Origin of the sequence: Streptomyces sp. NPDC060366 (assembly GCF_042725135.1) — a bacterium.
Taxonomy (GTDB): Bacteria; Actinomycetota; Actinomycetes; order Streptomycetales; family Streptomycetaceae; genus Streptomyces.
This window is the reverse complement of record NZ_JBHXDC010000016.1, coordinates 16,469-30,026: the sequence shown is the minus strand read 5'-3', so window position 1 is coordinate 30,026 and position 13,558 is coordinate 16,469. Positions and strand designations below refer to the sequence as shown.

Below are 13,558 nucleotides of genomic sequence, written 5' to 3'. Positions count from 1 at the left end.
AGTCGGCGCCGGGAAGCCGGGCCCTCGGCGGCGGGGGCGCGCCGCCCCGTCCGGTCCCGCCCGCCCCTGCCCCGTCCTGGCGCCGACTGCCCCCGCCGTCCCTACGTCTCCAACTGGTCCGGTCGACCGGTGCGCAGCAGTTTCGCGAGCGTGTCGATGCGGTTGGTGGTGATCGAGTCGACTCCCGCCGCGACCAGGCGTCGCATGCTCCGCCCCGTGTCCGCCGTCCAGGCGGAGACCAGCAGCCCGTCGCGGTGTACCCGCTCCGTCAGCTCCCGACTCACCAGGCCGAAGCGGTAGTTGAGCCAGCGGGGCCGTACCGCGTCGAGCAGTACGGGGCGCGGCGGGGACAACGACTGCCACGTCATCGCGATCTCGGCGCCCGGGTCGGCGTCACGCACGGCGAGCATCGCATCCGCGCCCGCGCAGTAGTACACCCGCTCTGCCGCGCCGCATTCGCGCACCGTCCCTACCACCGCGCGCACCGTCGCCGCCGTGGCGCCGGGCAGATCGATCATGAGACGCGCGTCCCCCACCGGCTCCGGCGCCAGCAGAACCTCTTGAAGCGTCGGCACGCCGCCCCGTGTCAGGGTGCGCACCTCGGCGTGGGTGACGTCCGCGAGCGCCCGGTCATGCCCCCAGAGCCGTTTCAGCGAGGAGTCGTGCAGCAGGACGGGCACCCCGTCGCGCGTGACCCGTACGTCGATCTCCACAGCGTCCGCGCCCCGTTCCAGGGCGGATCGGACCGAGGGAAGGGTGTTCTCGCGGACTCGGTACGGATCTCCTCGGTGCCCGACGGCCACGACGGAGCGCAGCAGCGCGTCGCCGATACCGTCGCCGACACCCTCGGAGGCGCCCCGTGCGGCCGTCACGTGGCGAGCCACTGCGCGGTGTACGTGTCGATCTCGGCGGTCAGCCGGTTCTTGCCGGCCTGGTCGAGGAACGACGCCTCGACGGCGCCCTTCGCGAGCCCCGCCACCCCCCGCTCGTCCAGTTCCAGCAGTCGTGCCGCGACCGCGTACTCCTTGTTGAGGTCGGTGCCGAACATGGGCGGGTCGTCGCTGTTGACCGTCACGAGTACGCCCGCGGAGACGAGCGTCCTGATCGGGTGCAGTTCGATGTCGGTGACCGCCCGCGTGGCGATGTTGGAGGTGGGGCAGACCTCCAGAGGGATGCGGTTCTCGGCGAGGTACGCCATCAACTCCGCGTCCTGGGCGGAGCTGATGCCGTGACCGATCCGTTCGGCGCGCAGCTCCTTCAGCGCGTCCCACACCGTTCCGGGCCCCGTCGTCTCACCGGCGTGCGGTACGGAGTGCAGTCCCTCGGCGATCGCCCGGTCGAAGTGGGGCTTGAACTGGGGCCGCGGTACGCCGATTTCCGGCCCGCCGAGACCGAAGGACACCAGACCTTCGGGACGGAGGTCGACGGCGAGCCGCAGGGTCTCGTCCGCGGCCTCCAGGCCGGCCTCGCCGGGGATGTCGAAGCACCACCGCAGCACGACTCCGAATTCGGACTCCGCCGACTTGCGGGCGTCCTCGATCGCCTCCATGAAGGCCTCGGCGGGGATGCCGCGCCGGGTCGAGCTGAAGGGGGTGATCGTGAGCTCCGCGTAGCGGATGTTCTGCCGGGCCATGTCGCGTGCGATCTCGAACGTCAGCAGCCGGACGTCCTCCGGGGTACGGAGCAGGTCCACGACGGAGAGGTAGACGTCGATGAAGTGCGCGAAATCGGTGAAGACGAAGTAGTCGGCCAGCGCCTCGGGGTCGGTCGGCACCTTGGATCCGGGGTGCCTGGCCGCCAGTTCGGACACGATACGGGGCGAGGCCGAGCCGACGTGATGGACATGCAGTTCGGCCTTGGGCAACCCTGCGATGAAGGGATGAAGGTCGGTCATCGGATCCTCCGCGTACTGAGCGGCGGCGGAAAGGGTGCCGCCGTCCGCCGGGCAGGACGTCCCCCTGCCCAGGGCTTTACCGGTCGGGAGCCATCGTAGGCGGGGCGGGCAGCGCGCTCGGCGGAGGCCTTAGCATGACGGAATCACGATGGGGGAGGACCATGTCAGACAGCAGCGCGCAGCCACCGGGCGCCAACGAGCCGAGCGATCCGTGGGCGCCGCCCGAGCGCCGGGTGCCGTTGGACAAGCCGGCGCAGGCGTCGAGCCCCGTCCAGGACCAGCCGCCGTTCACGCCTGTTCACGACCAGTCGACCGTCACGTCGATGCCCATCGCGGGGCCGCAGCCGGGCGCCGCCGGCGCCCCGGGCACCGGGCCCGTCTCCGGAGCCGTACCGCCGCCGCCGATAGCCCCCGGGGGGCCGGCCCCGACCACTTCCGGTCCGTACGGCTACCCGAGCGCGCCCGTGGCCACCCCGTATCCCGGCGCCTCCTATCCCGGATACCCGGGATACCCCGGCTATCCGGGATACGGCCAGGGCGGCTGGCAGCCCGGCCCGGCGAACGGCATGGGTGTCGCCGCGATGACGCTCGGCATCCTTTCGATCTGTCTGTTCTGCCTGTACGGCGTCGTCGGCATCGTCCTGGGCGTCCTCGCCGTGATCTTCGGCGTCGTCGGCAGGAAGCGTGCCGAGCGGGGTGAGGCCACCAACGGCGGTCAGGCGCTCTCCGGAATCATCATGGGCACCATCGGGATCGTCATCGGGGCGGTCGTCATCGGTCTGATCGTCTGGGGGATCACCGACGCGATCAATGACGACAACAACGACTACGACTACGACAGCGGCACCGACGGCTACTCCGCCATGCTTCTCGTGGACGCCGACCACTGATCCCGCCGGGACCTGATACGCCCCGCTCGGCCCGGCGGTCGGTGAGGCGTCCAGCAGACGGCCGTCGAGGCGTCAGGCCCCCGCCGCCTCCGTACGGAGCCGTTCCCGCGCCTCCATCAGAGCGAAGCCCAGCAGATTGATCCCGCGCCAGCGCGCGGGGTCCTGCGCCCTCTCGTCGTCCGCGGCCAGTCCGATGCCCCAGATCCGGTCCATCGGGCTGGCCTCGACGAGGACCCGGTCGCCGGTGCCCAGCAGGTAGTCGCGCAGCCGGTCGTCCTGCCGGAACTTGTGGACGCTGCCTTCCACGACGATGCCGGACCGCGCGCGCTCCCACGCCCCGTCGTCGAACCCCCGCACCAGCCGCCCGGCCTTCTTCGCCAACGCCGGACCGGAGGCGGTCAGAGCCTTCCGCTCGGCCTCCGCGTCGTCGAAGAGCCGGGCCTTGGCCGCCATCATCCAGTGCTCCGCCGTGGCGTACTCCACCCCGTCGACCGTGAACGGTGACTGCCACCACTGGCTGAGACAGCTCGCGCCGATGACGCCGTCGCGCCGCGGGGCGTGCCCCCAGAAGTGCAGATACTTGAATCTCTCGCCGTGACCCGTACGGTCGATCAGCTCGGCAACCGTGATCATCCCCATGCACGCGAGTCTGGCAGCCACCACTGACAGTCCGTATGCGGATCAAGGCGATGCGGCGACACATGGTCAACCGATTCCGTCGCGTAACCAAAAGGCAACAACGGAATCACTTGTTGGACGCCCCGTGCTCTGTCAGTATCGGCACTCAATTCAAGCCAGAACAACGGTCACGGCGTCGGAACGACTGGGGCGACAGCCGGAATACGGAGGGCGCCATGGGCAACCGCTTCCCCGCACGGGAGCGTTTCGCGGACGGTGCGCAGTTCATCGACGGGCGGCTGCGTCCCGGCACCTCGGGCCGTACGCAGGCCGTGATCGACCCTGCGACGGGCGAGGAACTGCTCACGTACGAACTGGCGGGCACGGCCGATGTCGACGCGGCCGTCGCCGCGGCGCTCGCGGCGTATCCGGGCTGGGCCGGCGCCACTCCGGGTGAGCGTTCCGACGCGCTGCACCGTTTCGCCGCCGTACTCGCCGATCGGGCCACGGAATTCGCGGAGGCCGAGTCGGCCCAGTGCGGCAAGCCGATCAAGCTGTCCACGGAGTTCGACGTTCCGGGGACCGTCGACAACGCCGCCTTCTTCGCGGGCGCGGCCCGTCATCTGGAAGGCGCGTCCGCGGGGGAGTACAGCGGCGACCACACCTCCTACGTACGACGCGAGCCGATCGGCGTGGTCGGCTCCATCGCCCCCTGGAACTATCCGCTCCAGATGGCCGCCTGGAAGATCCTTCCGGCGGTCGCCGCGGGCAACACGATCGTGCTCAAGCCCTCCGAACTGACGCCGTTCACCTCACTGATGTTCGCTCAGGCGGCGCAGGAGGCGGGCATCCCCGACGGCGTGATCAACATCGTCAACGGCGCGGGCGCCGACGCGGGGGAGCGCCTCGTCGGCCACCCCGACGTCGTCATGACCTCCTTCACCGGCTCCACCGCCGTCGGCAAACGCGTCGCCGAGATCGCCACGGCCACCGTCAAGCGGCTGCATCTGGAACTCGGAGGCAAGGCCCCGTTCCTGGTCTTCGACGACGCCGACCTTGAGGCCGCCGTCCAGGGCGCCGTCGCGGGCTCGCTCATCAACACGGGGCAGGACTGTACGGCCGCCACCCGCGCCTACGTCCAGCGTCCGCTCTACGACGCCTTCGTGAGCGCCGTAGCGGCACTGATGGAGACGGTGCGCCTCGGCGACCCGTTCGCCCCGTCGACCGACATGGGGCCGCTGATCTCGCACGCGCACCGCGACCGGGTCGCCGCCATCGTCGACCGGGCGCGCGGATACGCCCGCGTCGTCACCGGCGGCAGCGCGCCGGACAGCAACGATCTGGACGGCCACGATCTGCACGGTGACGCCCCGGAGGGCGGCCACACGGCGCGCGCCGGCCTCGCCGACGGCGCGTACTACCGGCCCACCCTCGTCGTGGACGCCGCCCAGGACAGCGAGATCGTCCAGTCGGAGATCTTCGGCCCCGTCCTGGTCGTCCTGCCCTTCGACTCCGACGACGAGGGCATCCGCCTCGCCAACGACACCCCGTACGGCCTCGCGGCATCCGTCTGGAGCCGCGACGTGTACCGCACGGGGCGCGCCACCCGTGAGATCAAGGCCGGCTGCGTCTGGGTGAACGACCACATCCCGATCATCAGCGAGATGCCGCACGGCGGCTACAAGTCGAGTGGTTACGGAAAAGACATGTCGGCGTACTCGTTCGAGGAGTACACACAGGTCAAACATGTGATGTACGACAACACCGCGGCCGTCAGGAAGGACTGGCACCGCACGATTTTCGGGGACCGTCTCTAACTCTCGTCACCCTCTCCTCACCCGAAAGGGCACCGCCCATGGAGCAGTACGAGCCCGACCGTCTCTCGGCGGCCCAGATAGCCGCGACGCGTCGCAGCCTCAGCAACGGCAGAGGCGCGCTCAGCCGCCGTTCGCTGCTGCGTGCCACGGGCGCCGGGGCGCTCACGATCGGCGGCGCGGCAGGACTCGCCGCCTGCGGGATCCCGCCCGCGAAGAGGGAGAGCGACGGCCCGGCGTCCACCGACCACTCGGCGAAGGAGAAGCGCGTCGTCTTCTCCAACTGGACCGAGTACATGGACGTCAGCGAGAACGAGAAGGGCTATCCCACCCTGGAGGCGTTCACGAAGCGCACCGGGATCCAGGTGAAGTACACGGCGGACATCAACGACAACGTCGAGTTCTTCGGCAAGATCCAGCCGCAGCTCGCGGCCGGCCAGGACACGGGGCGCGATCTGATCTGCGTCACCGACTGGCTCGCCGCCCGCATCATCCGGCTCGGCTGGGCGCAGAAGCTCGATCCCGCCAACTTGCCCCACGCGTACGCGAATCTCTCCCAGCAGTTCCGCTCGCCCGACTGGGATCCGGGGCGCGCCTACACCTACCCGTGGACCGGTATCCCCTCCGTCATCGCCTACAACATGAAGGCGACGGGGGGCCGCAAGGTCGAGTCCGTGTCGCAACTGCTCGACGACCCGGACCTCAAGGGGCGGGTGTCGTTCCTCTCCGAGATGCGCGACTCCATCGGGCTGACCCTGCTCGACATGGGCAAGGACCCGGCGTCGTTCTCCGACGACGACTTCGACGGCGCCGTCGCCCGCATACAGAAGGCCGTCGACAAGAAGCAGATCCGCCGCTTCACCGGCAACGACTACACGGCGGACCTCAGCAAGGGCGACATCGCGGCGTGCGTCGCCTGGGCCGGTGACATCGTGCAGCTCCAGGCGGACAACCCGGATATCCAGTTCGCCATCCCGGAGACCGGTTACATGATCTCCAGCGACAATCTGCTGGTACCGGCGAAGGCACGGCACAAGACCAACGCCGAGAAGCTCATCGACCACTACTACGAGCTTCCGATCGCCGCGCAGCTCGCGGCGTACATCAACTACGTCTGCCCCGTCGAGGGTGTCCGTCCGGAACTCGCGAAGATCGACGAGTCGATGGCGTCCAATCCGCTGATCCTCCCGGACGCGGCGATGGCCTCGCAGTCCCACGCCTTCCGCTCACTGAGCAGTGAGGAAGAGACGGCGTACGAAGAGAAGTTCGCCAAGCTCATCGGCGCCTAGGCCACCGGCTCACCGGCTCACCGCTTCACCGGGCCGTACGGCCGCAAGGGCCCCAGAGGCCCCGTCCGCTCCGCTCCTCTCCTCCCAAGCCCCCGGGATCGTTACCCATGACTGAGACCGCATCCACCGACCGGGGCGGCGACGACGTCCGCCTCACCGGGATAAGCAAGTCGTACGGCTCCTTCCACGCCGTGAAACCCCTCGACCTCACCGTGCCCCAAGGCTCCTTCTTCGCCCTCCTCGGTGCCTCGGGCTGCGGCAAGACCACCACGCTGCGGATGATCGCCGGCCTGGAGGACCCCACCACCGGATCGGTCTTCCTCGGCGACCGGGACGTCACCGGCCTGCCGCCGCACAAGCGCCCCGTCAACACCGTCTTCCAGAGCTACGCGCTCTTCCCGCACCTCGACATCTACGAGAACGTCGCGTTCGGCCTGCGCCGTCGGGGCGTCAAGTCGGTGAAGAAGCAGGTCGGCGACATGCTCGACCTCGTGCAGCTCAGTGACTACGCGAAGCGCAAGCCGCACCAGCTCTCCGGCGGGCAGCAGCAGCGCGTCGCCGTGGCCCGCGCGCTGATCAACCATCCGAAGGTGCTGCTCCTCGACGAGCCCCTCGGTGCGCTCGACCTCAAGCTGCGCCGCCAGATGCAGCTGGAGCTCAAGCGCATCCAGACGGAGGTCGGCATCACCTTCGTGCATGTCACGCACGACCAGGAGGAGGCCATGACGATGGCCGACACGGTCGCCGTGATGAACGCGGGGCGGGTCGAGCAACTGGGCGCGCCGGCCGAGCTGTACGAGAATCCGCAGACCACCTTCGTCGCCAACTTCCTCGGCACGTCCAACCTCATCGAGGCCGAGGTCGCTGAGAAGACCGGCGACGAGCTGGTGGTGACGTCGGCGGGCGTGAAGCTGAGGCTGCCCGCCGACCGCTGCACGGCGCGGGTGCCGGACGGCGGCCGGCTGCTCGTCGGCGTGCGCCCCGAGAAGATCTCCCTCGCGCACGCCGACGACGAGGGCTCCATCCCCGCGGGCCGCAACCGGATCACCGGGCGCATCGTCGACTCCAGCTTCATCGGGGTCTCGACCCAGTACGTCATCGACAGCCCCGTATGCGCGGAGTTGGAGGTGTACGCGCAGAACATCGAGCGCGACGGCAGGCTCACTCCCGGGGCCGAGGTGGTCCTGCACTGGAACCCCGCGCACACCTTCGGACTCGACGCGGACCAGGACATCGACGCGGGCGTCAAGACGGTGGACGAGGAGGGGTCGTGACCGCCACGGCAGCACCACCGGCGCCGCCCGCACCACCGGTCACCGACGCGGCAGTACGCAAGGTTCCGCGCCGCAAACGCCTCGTCCCGTACTGGCTGCTGCTGCCCGGAATCCTGTGGCTGCTGGTCTTCTTCGCGCTGCCGATGGTGTACCAGGCGTCGACCTCCGTACAGACGGGCTCCCTGGAGAAGGGTTTCGAGGTCACCTGGCACTTCCAGACCTACTGGGACGCGCTCCAGGAGTACTACCCGCAGTTCGTGCGCTCCCTGCTGTACGCGGGCACCGCCACCGTCCTGTGTCTGCTGCTCGGCTACCCACTGGCGTACCTCATCGCCTTCAAGGCCGGCCGCTGGCGCAACCTCATGCTGGTCCTCGTCATCGCCCCGTTCTTCACGAGCTTCCTGATCCGTACGCTCGCCTGGAAGACGATCCTGGCGGACGACGGCGCCGTGGTCGGCGCACTGGACGCCCTTCGGGTGCTGGACGTGACCAGCTGGCTCGGCTGGACGGCGGACGACCGCGTCCTGGCCACGCCCATGGCCGTCGTCTGCGGCCTCACGTACAACTTCCTGCCGTTCATGATCCTGCCGCTCTACACCTCGCTGGAGCGCATCGACGGCCGGCTGCACGAGGCGGCCGGAGACCTCTACGCGAGGCCCGCGACGACCTTCCGGAAGGTCACCGTGCCGCTGTCCATGCCGGGCATCGTCTCCGGCACGCTGCTGACCTTCATCCCGGCGAGCGGCGACTACGTCAACGCCGAGCTGCTCGGCTCCACCGACACCAAGATGGTCGGCAGCGTGATCCAGAGCCAGTTCCTACGCGTGCTCGACTATCCGACGGCGGCGGCTCTCTCGTTCATCCTCATGGCGGTCGTGCTGGTCGTGGTCACCGTCTACATCCGCCGTTCAGGGACGGAGGACCTGGTCTGATGCGCTGGATCCGACGCAATGTGGTCGTCGTCGCGGGCCTGCTCACGCTCGCGTACATGATCCTGCCGAACCTCGTCGTCATGGTGTTCTCCTTCAACAAGCCGAAGGGGCGCTTCAACTACACCTGGCAGACGTTCTCGCTGGACGCCTGGAAGGACCCGTGCGGCGTCGCGGACCTCTGTGGATCGCTGACGCTCTCGTTCCAGATCGCCGTCTGGGCGACGATCGGGGCGACCGTACTCGGCACCATGATCGCCTTCGCGCTGGTCCGCTACCGCTTCCGGGCGCGCGGCGCGATCAACTCGCTGATCTTCCTGCCGATGGCCATGCCCGAGGTCGTGATGGCCGCCTCGCTGCTGACCCTGTTCCTGAACATGGGGGCGGAGTTGGGCTTCTGGACCGTCCTCATCGCCCACATCATGTTCTGCCTCAGCTTCGTGGTGACGGCCGTCAAGGCGAGGGTCATGTCCATGGATCCGAAGCTCGAGGAGGCGGCGCGCGATCTGTACGCGGGGCCGGTGCAGACCTTCGTACGGGTCACCCTGCCGATCGCCGCACCGGGCATCGCCGCGGGCGCGCTGCTCGCCTTCGCCCTCTCGTTCGACGACTTCATCATCACCAACTTCAACGCCGGTTCGTCCGTCACCTTCCCCATGTTCGTCTGGGGATCGGCACAGCGCGGCACACCGGTGCAGATCAACGTCATCGGGACAGCGATGTTCGCCGTCGCGGTACTGATGGTGATTGGCGGCCAGCTGGTCAGCAACCGGCGCAAGAAGGCCGCGACACCCTGAGCAGGACCTGAAGGAGATGGAAGACATGGCCCCTGGAGCCATGCGTACAGCAGCCGCCTCACTCGCCGACGCGCAGCCCGTCGCCTACTGGCTCGACGATCCCGGCAAGCCGGGCGCGGTGCCCGCGCTCGCGGGCGACGAACGCTGCGACCTGCTCGTCGTCGGCGGCGGCTACAGCGGCCTGTGGACCGCGCTCCTCGCCAAGGAGCGCGACCCGCGCCGCGACATCGTCCTGATCGAGGGCCGTGAAGTTGGCTGGGCCGCCTCCGGCCGTAACGGCGGCTTCTGCTCCGCCTCCCTCACCCACGGCTTCGCCAACGGTCTCGGCCGGTGGCCCGGCGAGCTGCGGGCGCTGGAGGACCTCGGCGAGAGCAATCTCGACGGTATCGAGTCGGCCGTAGAGCGCTACGCCATCGACTGCGACTTCGAACGCACCGGTGACATCGCCGTCGCCACGGAGCCGCACCAGGTCGAAGACCTGCGCGAGCTGTACGACGCGGCGACCGCGGCCGGCTTCACCGGTCTGGACCTCCTGGACGCAGAGGCGGTCCGCGCGGAGGTCGACTCGCCGACGTTCCTGGGCGGCCTGTGGGACCGGCGCGGCGTCGCCATGCTGAACCCGGCCAGGCTCGCGTGGGGGCTGAAGCGGGCCTGTCTCGACCTCGGCGTACGGATCTACGAGAACACGCCCGGTCTCGAACTGGCCCGCTCCGGCCCCGGTATGGCCGTCCGCACGCCGTACGGGCGCGTCATGGCCCGTCACGTCGCGCTCGGCACGAACGTCTTCCCGTCCCTGGTGCGGCGCGTGCGGCCGTACACGGTGCCCGTCTACGACTACGCCCTGACGACCGAGCCTCTTACCGAGGACCAGCTCGGCGCGCTCGGCTGGAAGAAGCGGCAGGGGCTCAGTGACGGCGCCAACCAGTTCCACTACTTCCGGATCACCGCGGACAACCGCATCCTGTGGGGCGGCTACGACGCGATCTATCCGTACCGAGGGCGCCTCGACGCCGCCCTCGACCACCGGCCGGAGACCTATCTCAAGCTCGCCTCGCACTTCTTCGAGTGCTTCCCTCAGTTGGAGGGCCTGCGGTTCAGTCACGCGTGGGGCGGGGCCATCGACACCTGCTCGCGGTTCTCCGCCTTCTTCGGTACGGCGCACGGAGGGCGTGTCGCGTACGCCGCCGGGTACACCGGTCTCGGCGTCGGCGCGACGCGCTTCGGTGCCGACGTGATGCTCGATCTGCTCGCGGGGGAGCCGACGGAGCGGACGGAGCTTGAGATGGTCAGGACGAAGCCTGTGCCGTTCCCGCCGGAGCCGGCCGCGTGGGCCGGGATCGGGCTCACCAAGTGGTCGCTCGCCCGCGCGGACGCGAGGGGCGGGCGGCGCAATCTGTGGCTGAAGGCCATGGACCGGGTGGGGCTCGGCTTCGACAGCTGACGCCCGACCCTGCGTGGCTCGGTGGTGATGTGATCCACATCACCACCGACTGCCGCCTCGAACTCGCGTAATGATCCGGCGCGACCTCCCTCTCCCTCTGTGGACGCACTGTCCGGCAACGTGGAGCGGAGGCCGCATGATGACTGACTCGGGGGCGCACCCGGGGGCGAGGACCGCGCTGGAATGGCTGGCGTCGGTGGCGCCCGATCCCGACGCCTGCCGCTGGGAATGGGAGCGGAACCCGCAGGGGGTCGCTCTCCTGCCCGCCGGGAAGCGCTGGGATGTCCTGATCCTCCCCGGTGAGCTGGGGTGTCCGGCGCTCGACGTGCTGAACCGCCTCGTGGACCGGGCGGGCCCCGTCCTGGCCGATTTCGGCGACGCGCGCCTCGGATTCTTCGTGCCGCCGGGCACCGTCGCCCGCTGGATCGGTACGGGGGTACGGGGCGCGGGCGGCGGCACCTGGATCGTCGTCCCGTATCCGGGGCGAACCGGCGGTGGCGTTCGCTGGCTGGTGCCGCCCGACGGCTCCGGCACGCTCACCGATCCGCTGTTGCTTGAACTGGCGATGCACGAGGCGGCGGCCGGGATCGCGGGGGGTGTCGGTGGCGACGGCGCGGACGGTGAAGGCGGGGGTGGCGGTCGCGACGACTGAGGGGCTGGGGGCATTGGGCTGCGGGCGGCACCAGGTCTTGACAAGCTGATTGGTCTGGACCATGTTGTGCCCCGGCTCGGTCACTCAATTCCGCCACGCCCGGAGGCAGTTGTGGAACGCAACAGACGACCTTCTCGGTACTCCAGATTTGTGGCCGCGCTCGCGGCCGCCGTGCTTACCGCGGCCGGTCTCGTCGTGTCCGCCGAGACGGCGCGCGCGGCCGACGCGGACGTCGCCACCAACGGCGGCTTCGAATCGGGCCTCACCGGCTGGAGCTGTACGGGCGGCAGCGGCGTGATCGTCAGCACCCCCGTGCACGGCGGCACTTCCGCGCTGAAGGCCACGCCGGCGGGCAGCGACAACGCGAAATGCACCCAGACCGTCACGGTCCGGCCCGACTCGGCGTACACGCTGAGCGCCTGGGTCCAGGGAAGCTACGTCTACCTCGGAGCCGCGGGCACCGGCACCACGGACGTCTCAACTTGGACCCCGTCCGCGCCGAGTTGGCAGAAACTGACCACCTCGTTCCGCACCGGTCCGGCCACCACGTCGGTAACCCTCTACACGAACGGCTGGTACGGCACCCCGGCGTACCACGTCGACGACCTCAGCCTTGTCGGACCCGGCGGAGAGACGGGCCAGCCGCCCGCCGTCCCCGCGGGGCTCAGAGCCTCCACGGTCACCGCGTCGTCGGTCGGCCTCGCATGGTCCCCCGTCGCGGGCGCGACCGGCTACACGGTGCACCGTGACGGCGCCCCGGACGTGAACGTCACCGCCACGTCGACCACCGTCACCGGACTCAGCCCGGCGACCGCCTACAGCTTCCAGGTCTCGGCGACCAACGCCGCAGGCCGCTCCGCGCGCTCCACGGCCATCACCGCCACCACCCAGACCGGCGGCGGAGGCGGCAACGGGGCGGACCTCCCCGCCCACGCCCTGGTCGGCTATCTCCACTCCAGCTTCGCCAACGGCTCCGGCTACACCCGCATGTCCGACGTGCCCGCCTCGTGGGACGTCATCAACCTCGCCTTCGGCGAACCGGCATCGGTCACCTCGGGCGACATCCGCTTCAGCCTCTGCCCCGTCGCCGAATGCCCGAACGTCGAATCCCCCGCCGAGTTCAAGGCCGCCATCAAGGCCAAGCAGGCCGCGGGCAAGAAGGTCCTGATCTCCATCGGTGGGCAGAACGGTCAGGTGCAGCTCGCCTCGACCGCCGCGCGCGACGCGTTCGTCAGCTCCGTATCCAAGATCATCGACGAGTACGGTCTCGACGGCCTCGACATCGACTTCGAGGGGCACTCGCTCTCCCTCAACAACGGCGACACCGACTTCCGCAACCCCACCAGCCCCGTCATCGTCAACCTGATCTCCGCCGTGAAGAGCCTCAAGGCCAAGTACGGGGCGGACTTCGTCCTCACGATGGCGCCGGAGACGTTCTTCGTACAGCTCGGCTACCAGTTCTACGGATCAGGCCCCTGGGGCGGCCAGGACCCGCGCGCCGGGGCGTACCTCCCCGTCATCCACGCCCTGCGCGACGACCTCACCCTGCTGCACGTCCAGGACTACAACTCCGGGCCGATCATGGGGCTCGACAACCAGTACCACTCGATGGGCGGCGCCGACTTCCACATCGCGATGACCGACATGCTGCTCACCGGCTTCCCGGTGGCCGGTGACACCACCAAGGTCTTCCCGGCGCTGAACCCGGGCCAGGTGGCCATCGGACTCCCGGCGTCGTCGCAGGCGGGCAACGGCCACACCACGCCGTCGGAGGTGAACAAGGCCCTGGACTGCCTGACGAAGAAGACGAACTGCGGGTCGTACCAGACACACGGCACATGGCCCGCGCTGCGCGGGCTGATGACGTGGTCGATCAACTGGGACCGCTTCAACCAGTGGGAGTTCTCGCGGAACTTCGACACCTACTTCGGAGGCTGAGCCGACCGCGTCGATCCGATCG

The 13,558-nt window shown here is 69.4% G+C and carries 12 protein-coding genes; 9 read left to right on the top strand and 3 right to left on the bottom strand.

Annotation, left to right across the window (positions count from 1 at the left end; translation table 11 throughout):
• Positions 1-101 precede the first annotated feature (101 nt).
• Positions 102-815 carry a glycerophosphodiester phosphodiesterase gene (locus tag ACFWHU_RS29895; protein WP_387228714.1) on the bottom strand — a complete coding sequence of 238 codons (714 nt, stop codon included), beginning with the start codon at positions 813-815 and terminating at the stop codon, positions 102-104.
• 53 nt (positions 816-868) lie between these two features.
• On the bottom strand, positions 869-1,894 hold the full coding sequence (locus ACFWHU_RS29890; protein WP_387228604.1) for an adenosine deaminase: 1,026 nt from the start codon (positions 1,892-1,894) through the stop codon (positions 869-871).
• Positions 1,895-2,055: 161 nt separating this feature from the next.
• Here ACFWHU_RS29890 and ACFWHU_RS29885 point away from each other — a divergent pair, with 161 nt between their 5' ends.
• Positions 2,056-2,784 carry a hypothetical protein gene (locus tag ACFWHU_RS29885; protein ID WP_387228602.1) on the top strand — a complete coding sequence of 243 codons (729 nt, stop codon included), beginning with the start codon at positions 2,056-2,058 and terminating at the stop codon, positions 2,782-2,784.
• A gap of 72 nt (positions 2,785-2,856) precedes the next feature.
• Here ACFWHU_RS29885 and ACFWHU_RS29880 read toward each other — a convergent pair whose 3' ends face one another.
• Positions 2,857-3,417 (bottom strand): NADAR family protein, encoded by a 561-nt coding sequence (locus tag ACFWHU_RS29880; protein WP_387228712.1) that lies wholly within the window; start codon positions 3,415-3,417, stop codon positions 2,857-2,859.
• A 221-nt stretch (positions 3,418-3,638) separates the two neighbouring features.
• Between ACFWHU_RS29880 and ACFWHU_RS29875 the strand changes: the two genes are divergently transcribed.
• From ACFWHU_RS29875 to ACFWHU_RS29840, 8 genes are all read left to right on the top strand, one after another.
• Positions 3,639-5,219 carry a gamma-aminobutyraldehyde dehydrogenase gene (locus ACFWHU_RS29875; RefSeq protein WP_387228600.1) on the top strand — a complete coding sequence of 527 codons (1,581 nt, stop codon included), beginning with the start codon at positions 3,639-3,641 and terminating at the stop codon, positions 5,217-5,219.
• Between the two features lie 38 nt (positions 5,220-5,257).
• The gene (locus ACFWHU_RS29870) at positions 5,258-6,505 is read left to right on the top strand and encodes a PotD/PotF family extracellular solute-binding protein (protein WP_385798505.1); all 1,248 of its coding nucleotides are present in this window, start codon (positions 5,258-5,260) and stop codon (positions 6,503-6,505) included.
• Between the two features lie 107 nt (positions 6,506-6,612).
• On the top strand, positions 6,613-7,779 hold the full coding sequence (locus tag ACFWHU_RS29865; RefSeq protein WP_387228598.1) for an ABC transporter ATP-binding protein: 1,167 nt from the start codon (positions 6,613-6,615) through the stop codon (positions 7,777-7,779).
• Positions 7,776-8,711, top strand: coding sequence for an ABC transporter permease (locus ACFWHU_RS29860; protein ID WP_387228595.1), 936 nt, complete (start codon positions 7,776-7,778; stop codon positions 8,709-8,711). The genes ACFWHU_RS29865 and ACFWHU_RS29860 overlap by 4 nt, the downstream gene beginning before the upstream one ends.
• Complete coding sequence (locus ACFWHU_RS29855) at positions 8,711-9,505, top strand: ABC transporter permease (protein ID WP_385798499.1); 795 nt, start codon at positions 8,711-8,713, stop codon at positions 9,503-9,505. Before ACFWHU_RS29860 ends, ACFWHU_RS29855 begins: the two co-directional genes overlap by 1 nt.
• A gap of 25 nt (positions 9,506-9,530) precedes the next feature.
• The gene (locus ACFWHU_RS29850; protein WP_387228591.1) at positions 9,531-10,946 is read left to right on the top strand and encodes an NAD(P)/FAD-dependent oxidoreductase; all 1,416 of its coding nucleotides are present in this window, start codon (positions 9,531-9,533) and stop codon (positions 10,944-10,946) included.
• Positions 10,947-11,085: 139 nt separating this feature from the next.
• Positions 11,086-11,598 (top strand): hypothetical protein, encoded by a 513-nt coding sequence (locus ACFWHU_RS29845; RefSeq protein WP_387228710.1) that lies wholly within the window; start codon positions 11,086-11,088, stop codon positions 11,596-11,598.
• A gap of 111 nt (positions 11,599-11,709) precedes the next feature.
• Positions 11,710-13,536 (top strand): chitinase, encoded by a 1,827-nt coding sequence (locus tag ACFWHU_RS29840; protein WP_387228589.1) that lies wholly within the window; start codon positions 11,710-11,712, stop codon positions 13,534-13,536.
• Positions 13,537-13,558 lie beyond the last annotated feature (22 nt).

Coding starts and splice junctions, on each gene's coding strand:
- ACFWHU_RS29875 (WP_387228600.1), top strand. CDS start 3,639: ATGGGCAACCGCTTCCCCGCACGGGAGCGTTTCGCGGACGGTGCGCAG.
- ACFWHU_RS29880 (WP_387228712.1), bottom strand. CDS start 3,417: ATGATCACGGTTGCCGAGCTGATCGACCGTACGGGTCACGGCGAGAGA.
- ACFWHU_RS29870 (WP_385798505.1), top strand. CDS start 5,258: ATGGAGCAGTACGAGCCCGACCGTCTCTCGGCGGCCCAGATAGCCGCG.
- ACFWHU_RS29850 (WP_387228591.1), top strand. CDS start 9,531: ATGGCCCCTGGAGCCATGCGTACAGCAGCCGCCTCACTCGCCGACGCG.
- ACFWHU_RS29855 (WP_385798499.1), top strand. CDS start 8,711: ATGCGCTGGATCCGACGCAATGTGGTCGTCGTCGCGGGCCTGCTCACG.
- ACFWHU_RS29865 (WP_387228598.1), top strand. CDS start 6,613: ATGACTGAGACCGCATCCACCGACCGGGGCGGCGACGACGTCCGCCTC.
- ACFWHU_RS29885 (WP_387228602.1), top strand. CDS start 2,056: ATGTCAGACAGCAGCGCGCAGCCACCGGGCGCCAACGAGCCGAGCGAT.
- ACFWHU_RS29890 (WP_387228604.1), bottom strand. CDS start 1,894: ATGACCGACCTTCATCCCTTCATCGCAGGGTTGCCCAAGGCCGAACTG.
- ACFWHU_RS29845 (WP_387228710.1), top strand. CDS start 11,086: ATGACTGACTCGGGGGCGCACCCGGGGGCGAGGACCGCGCTGGAATGG.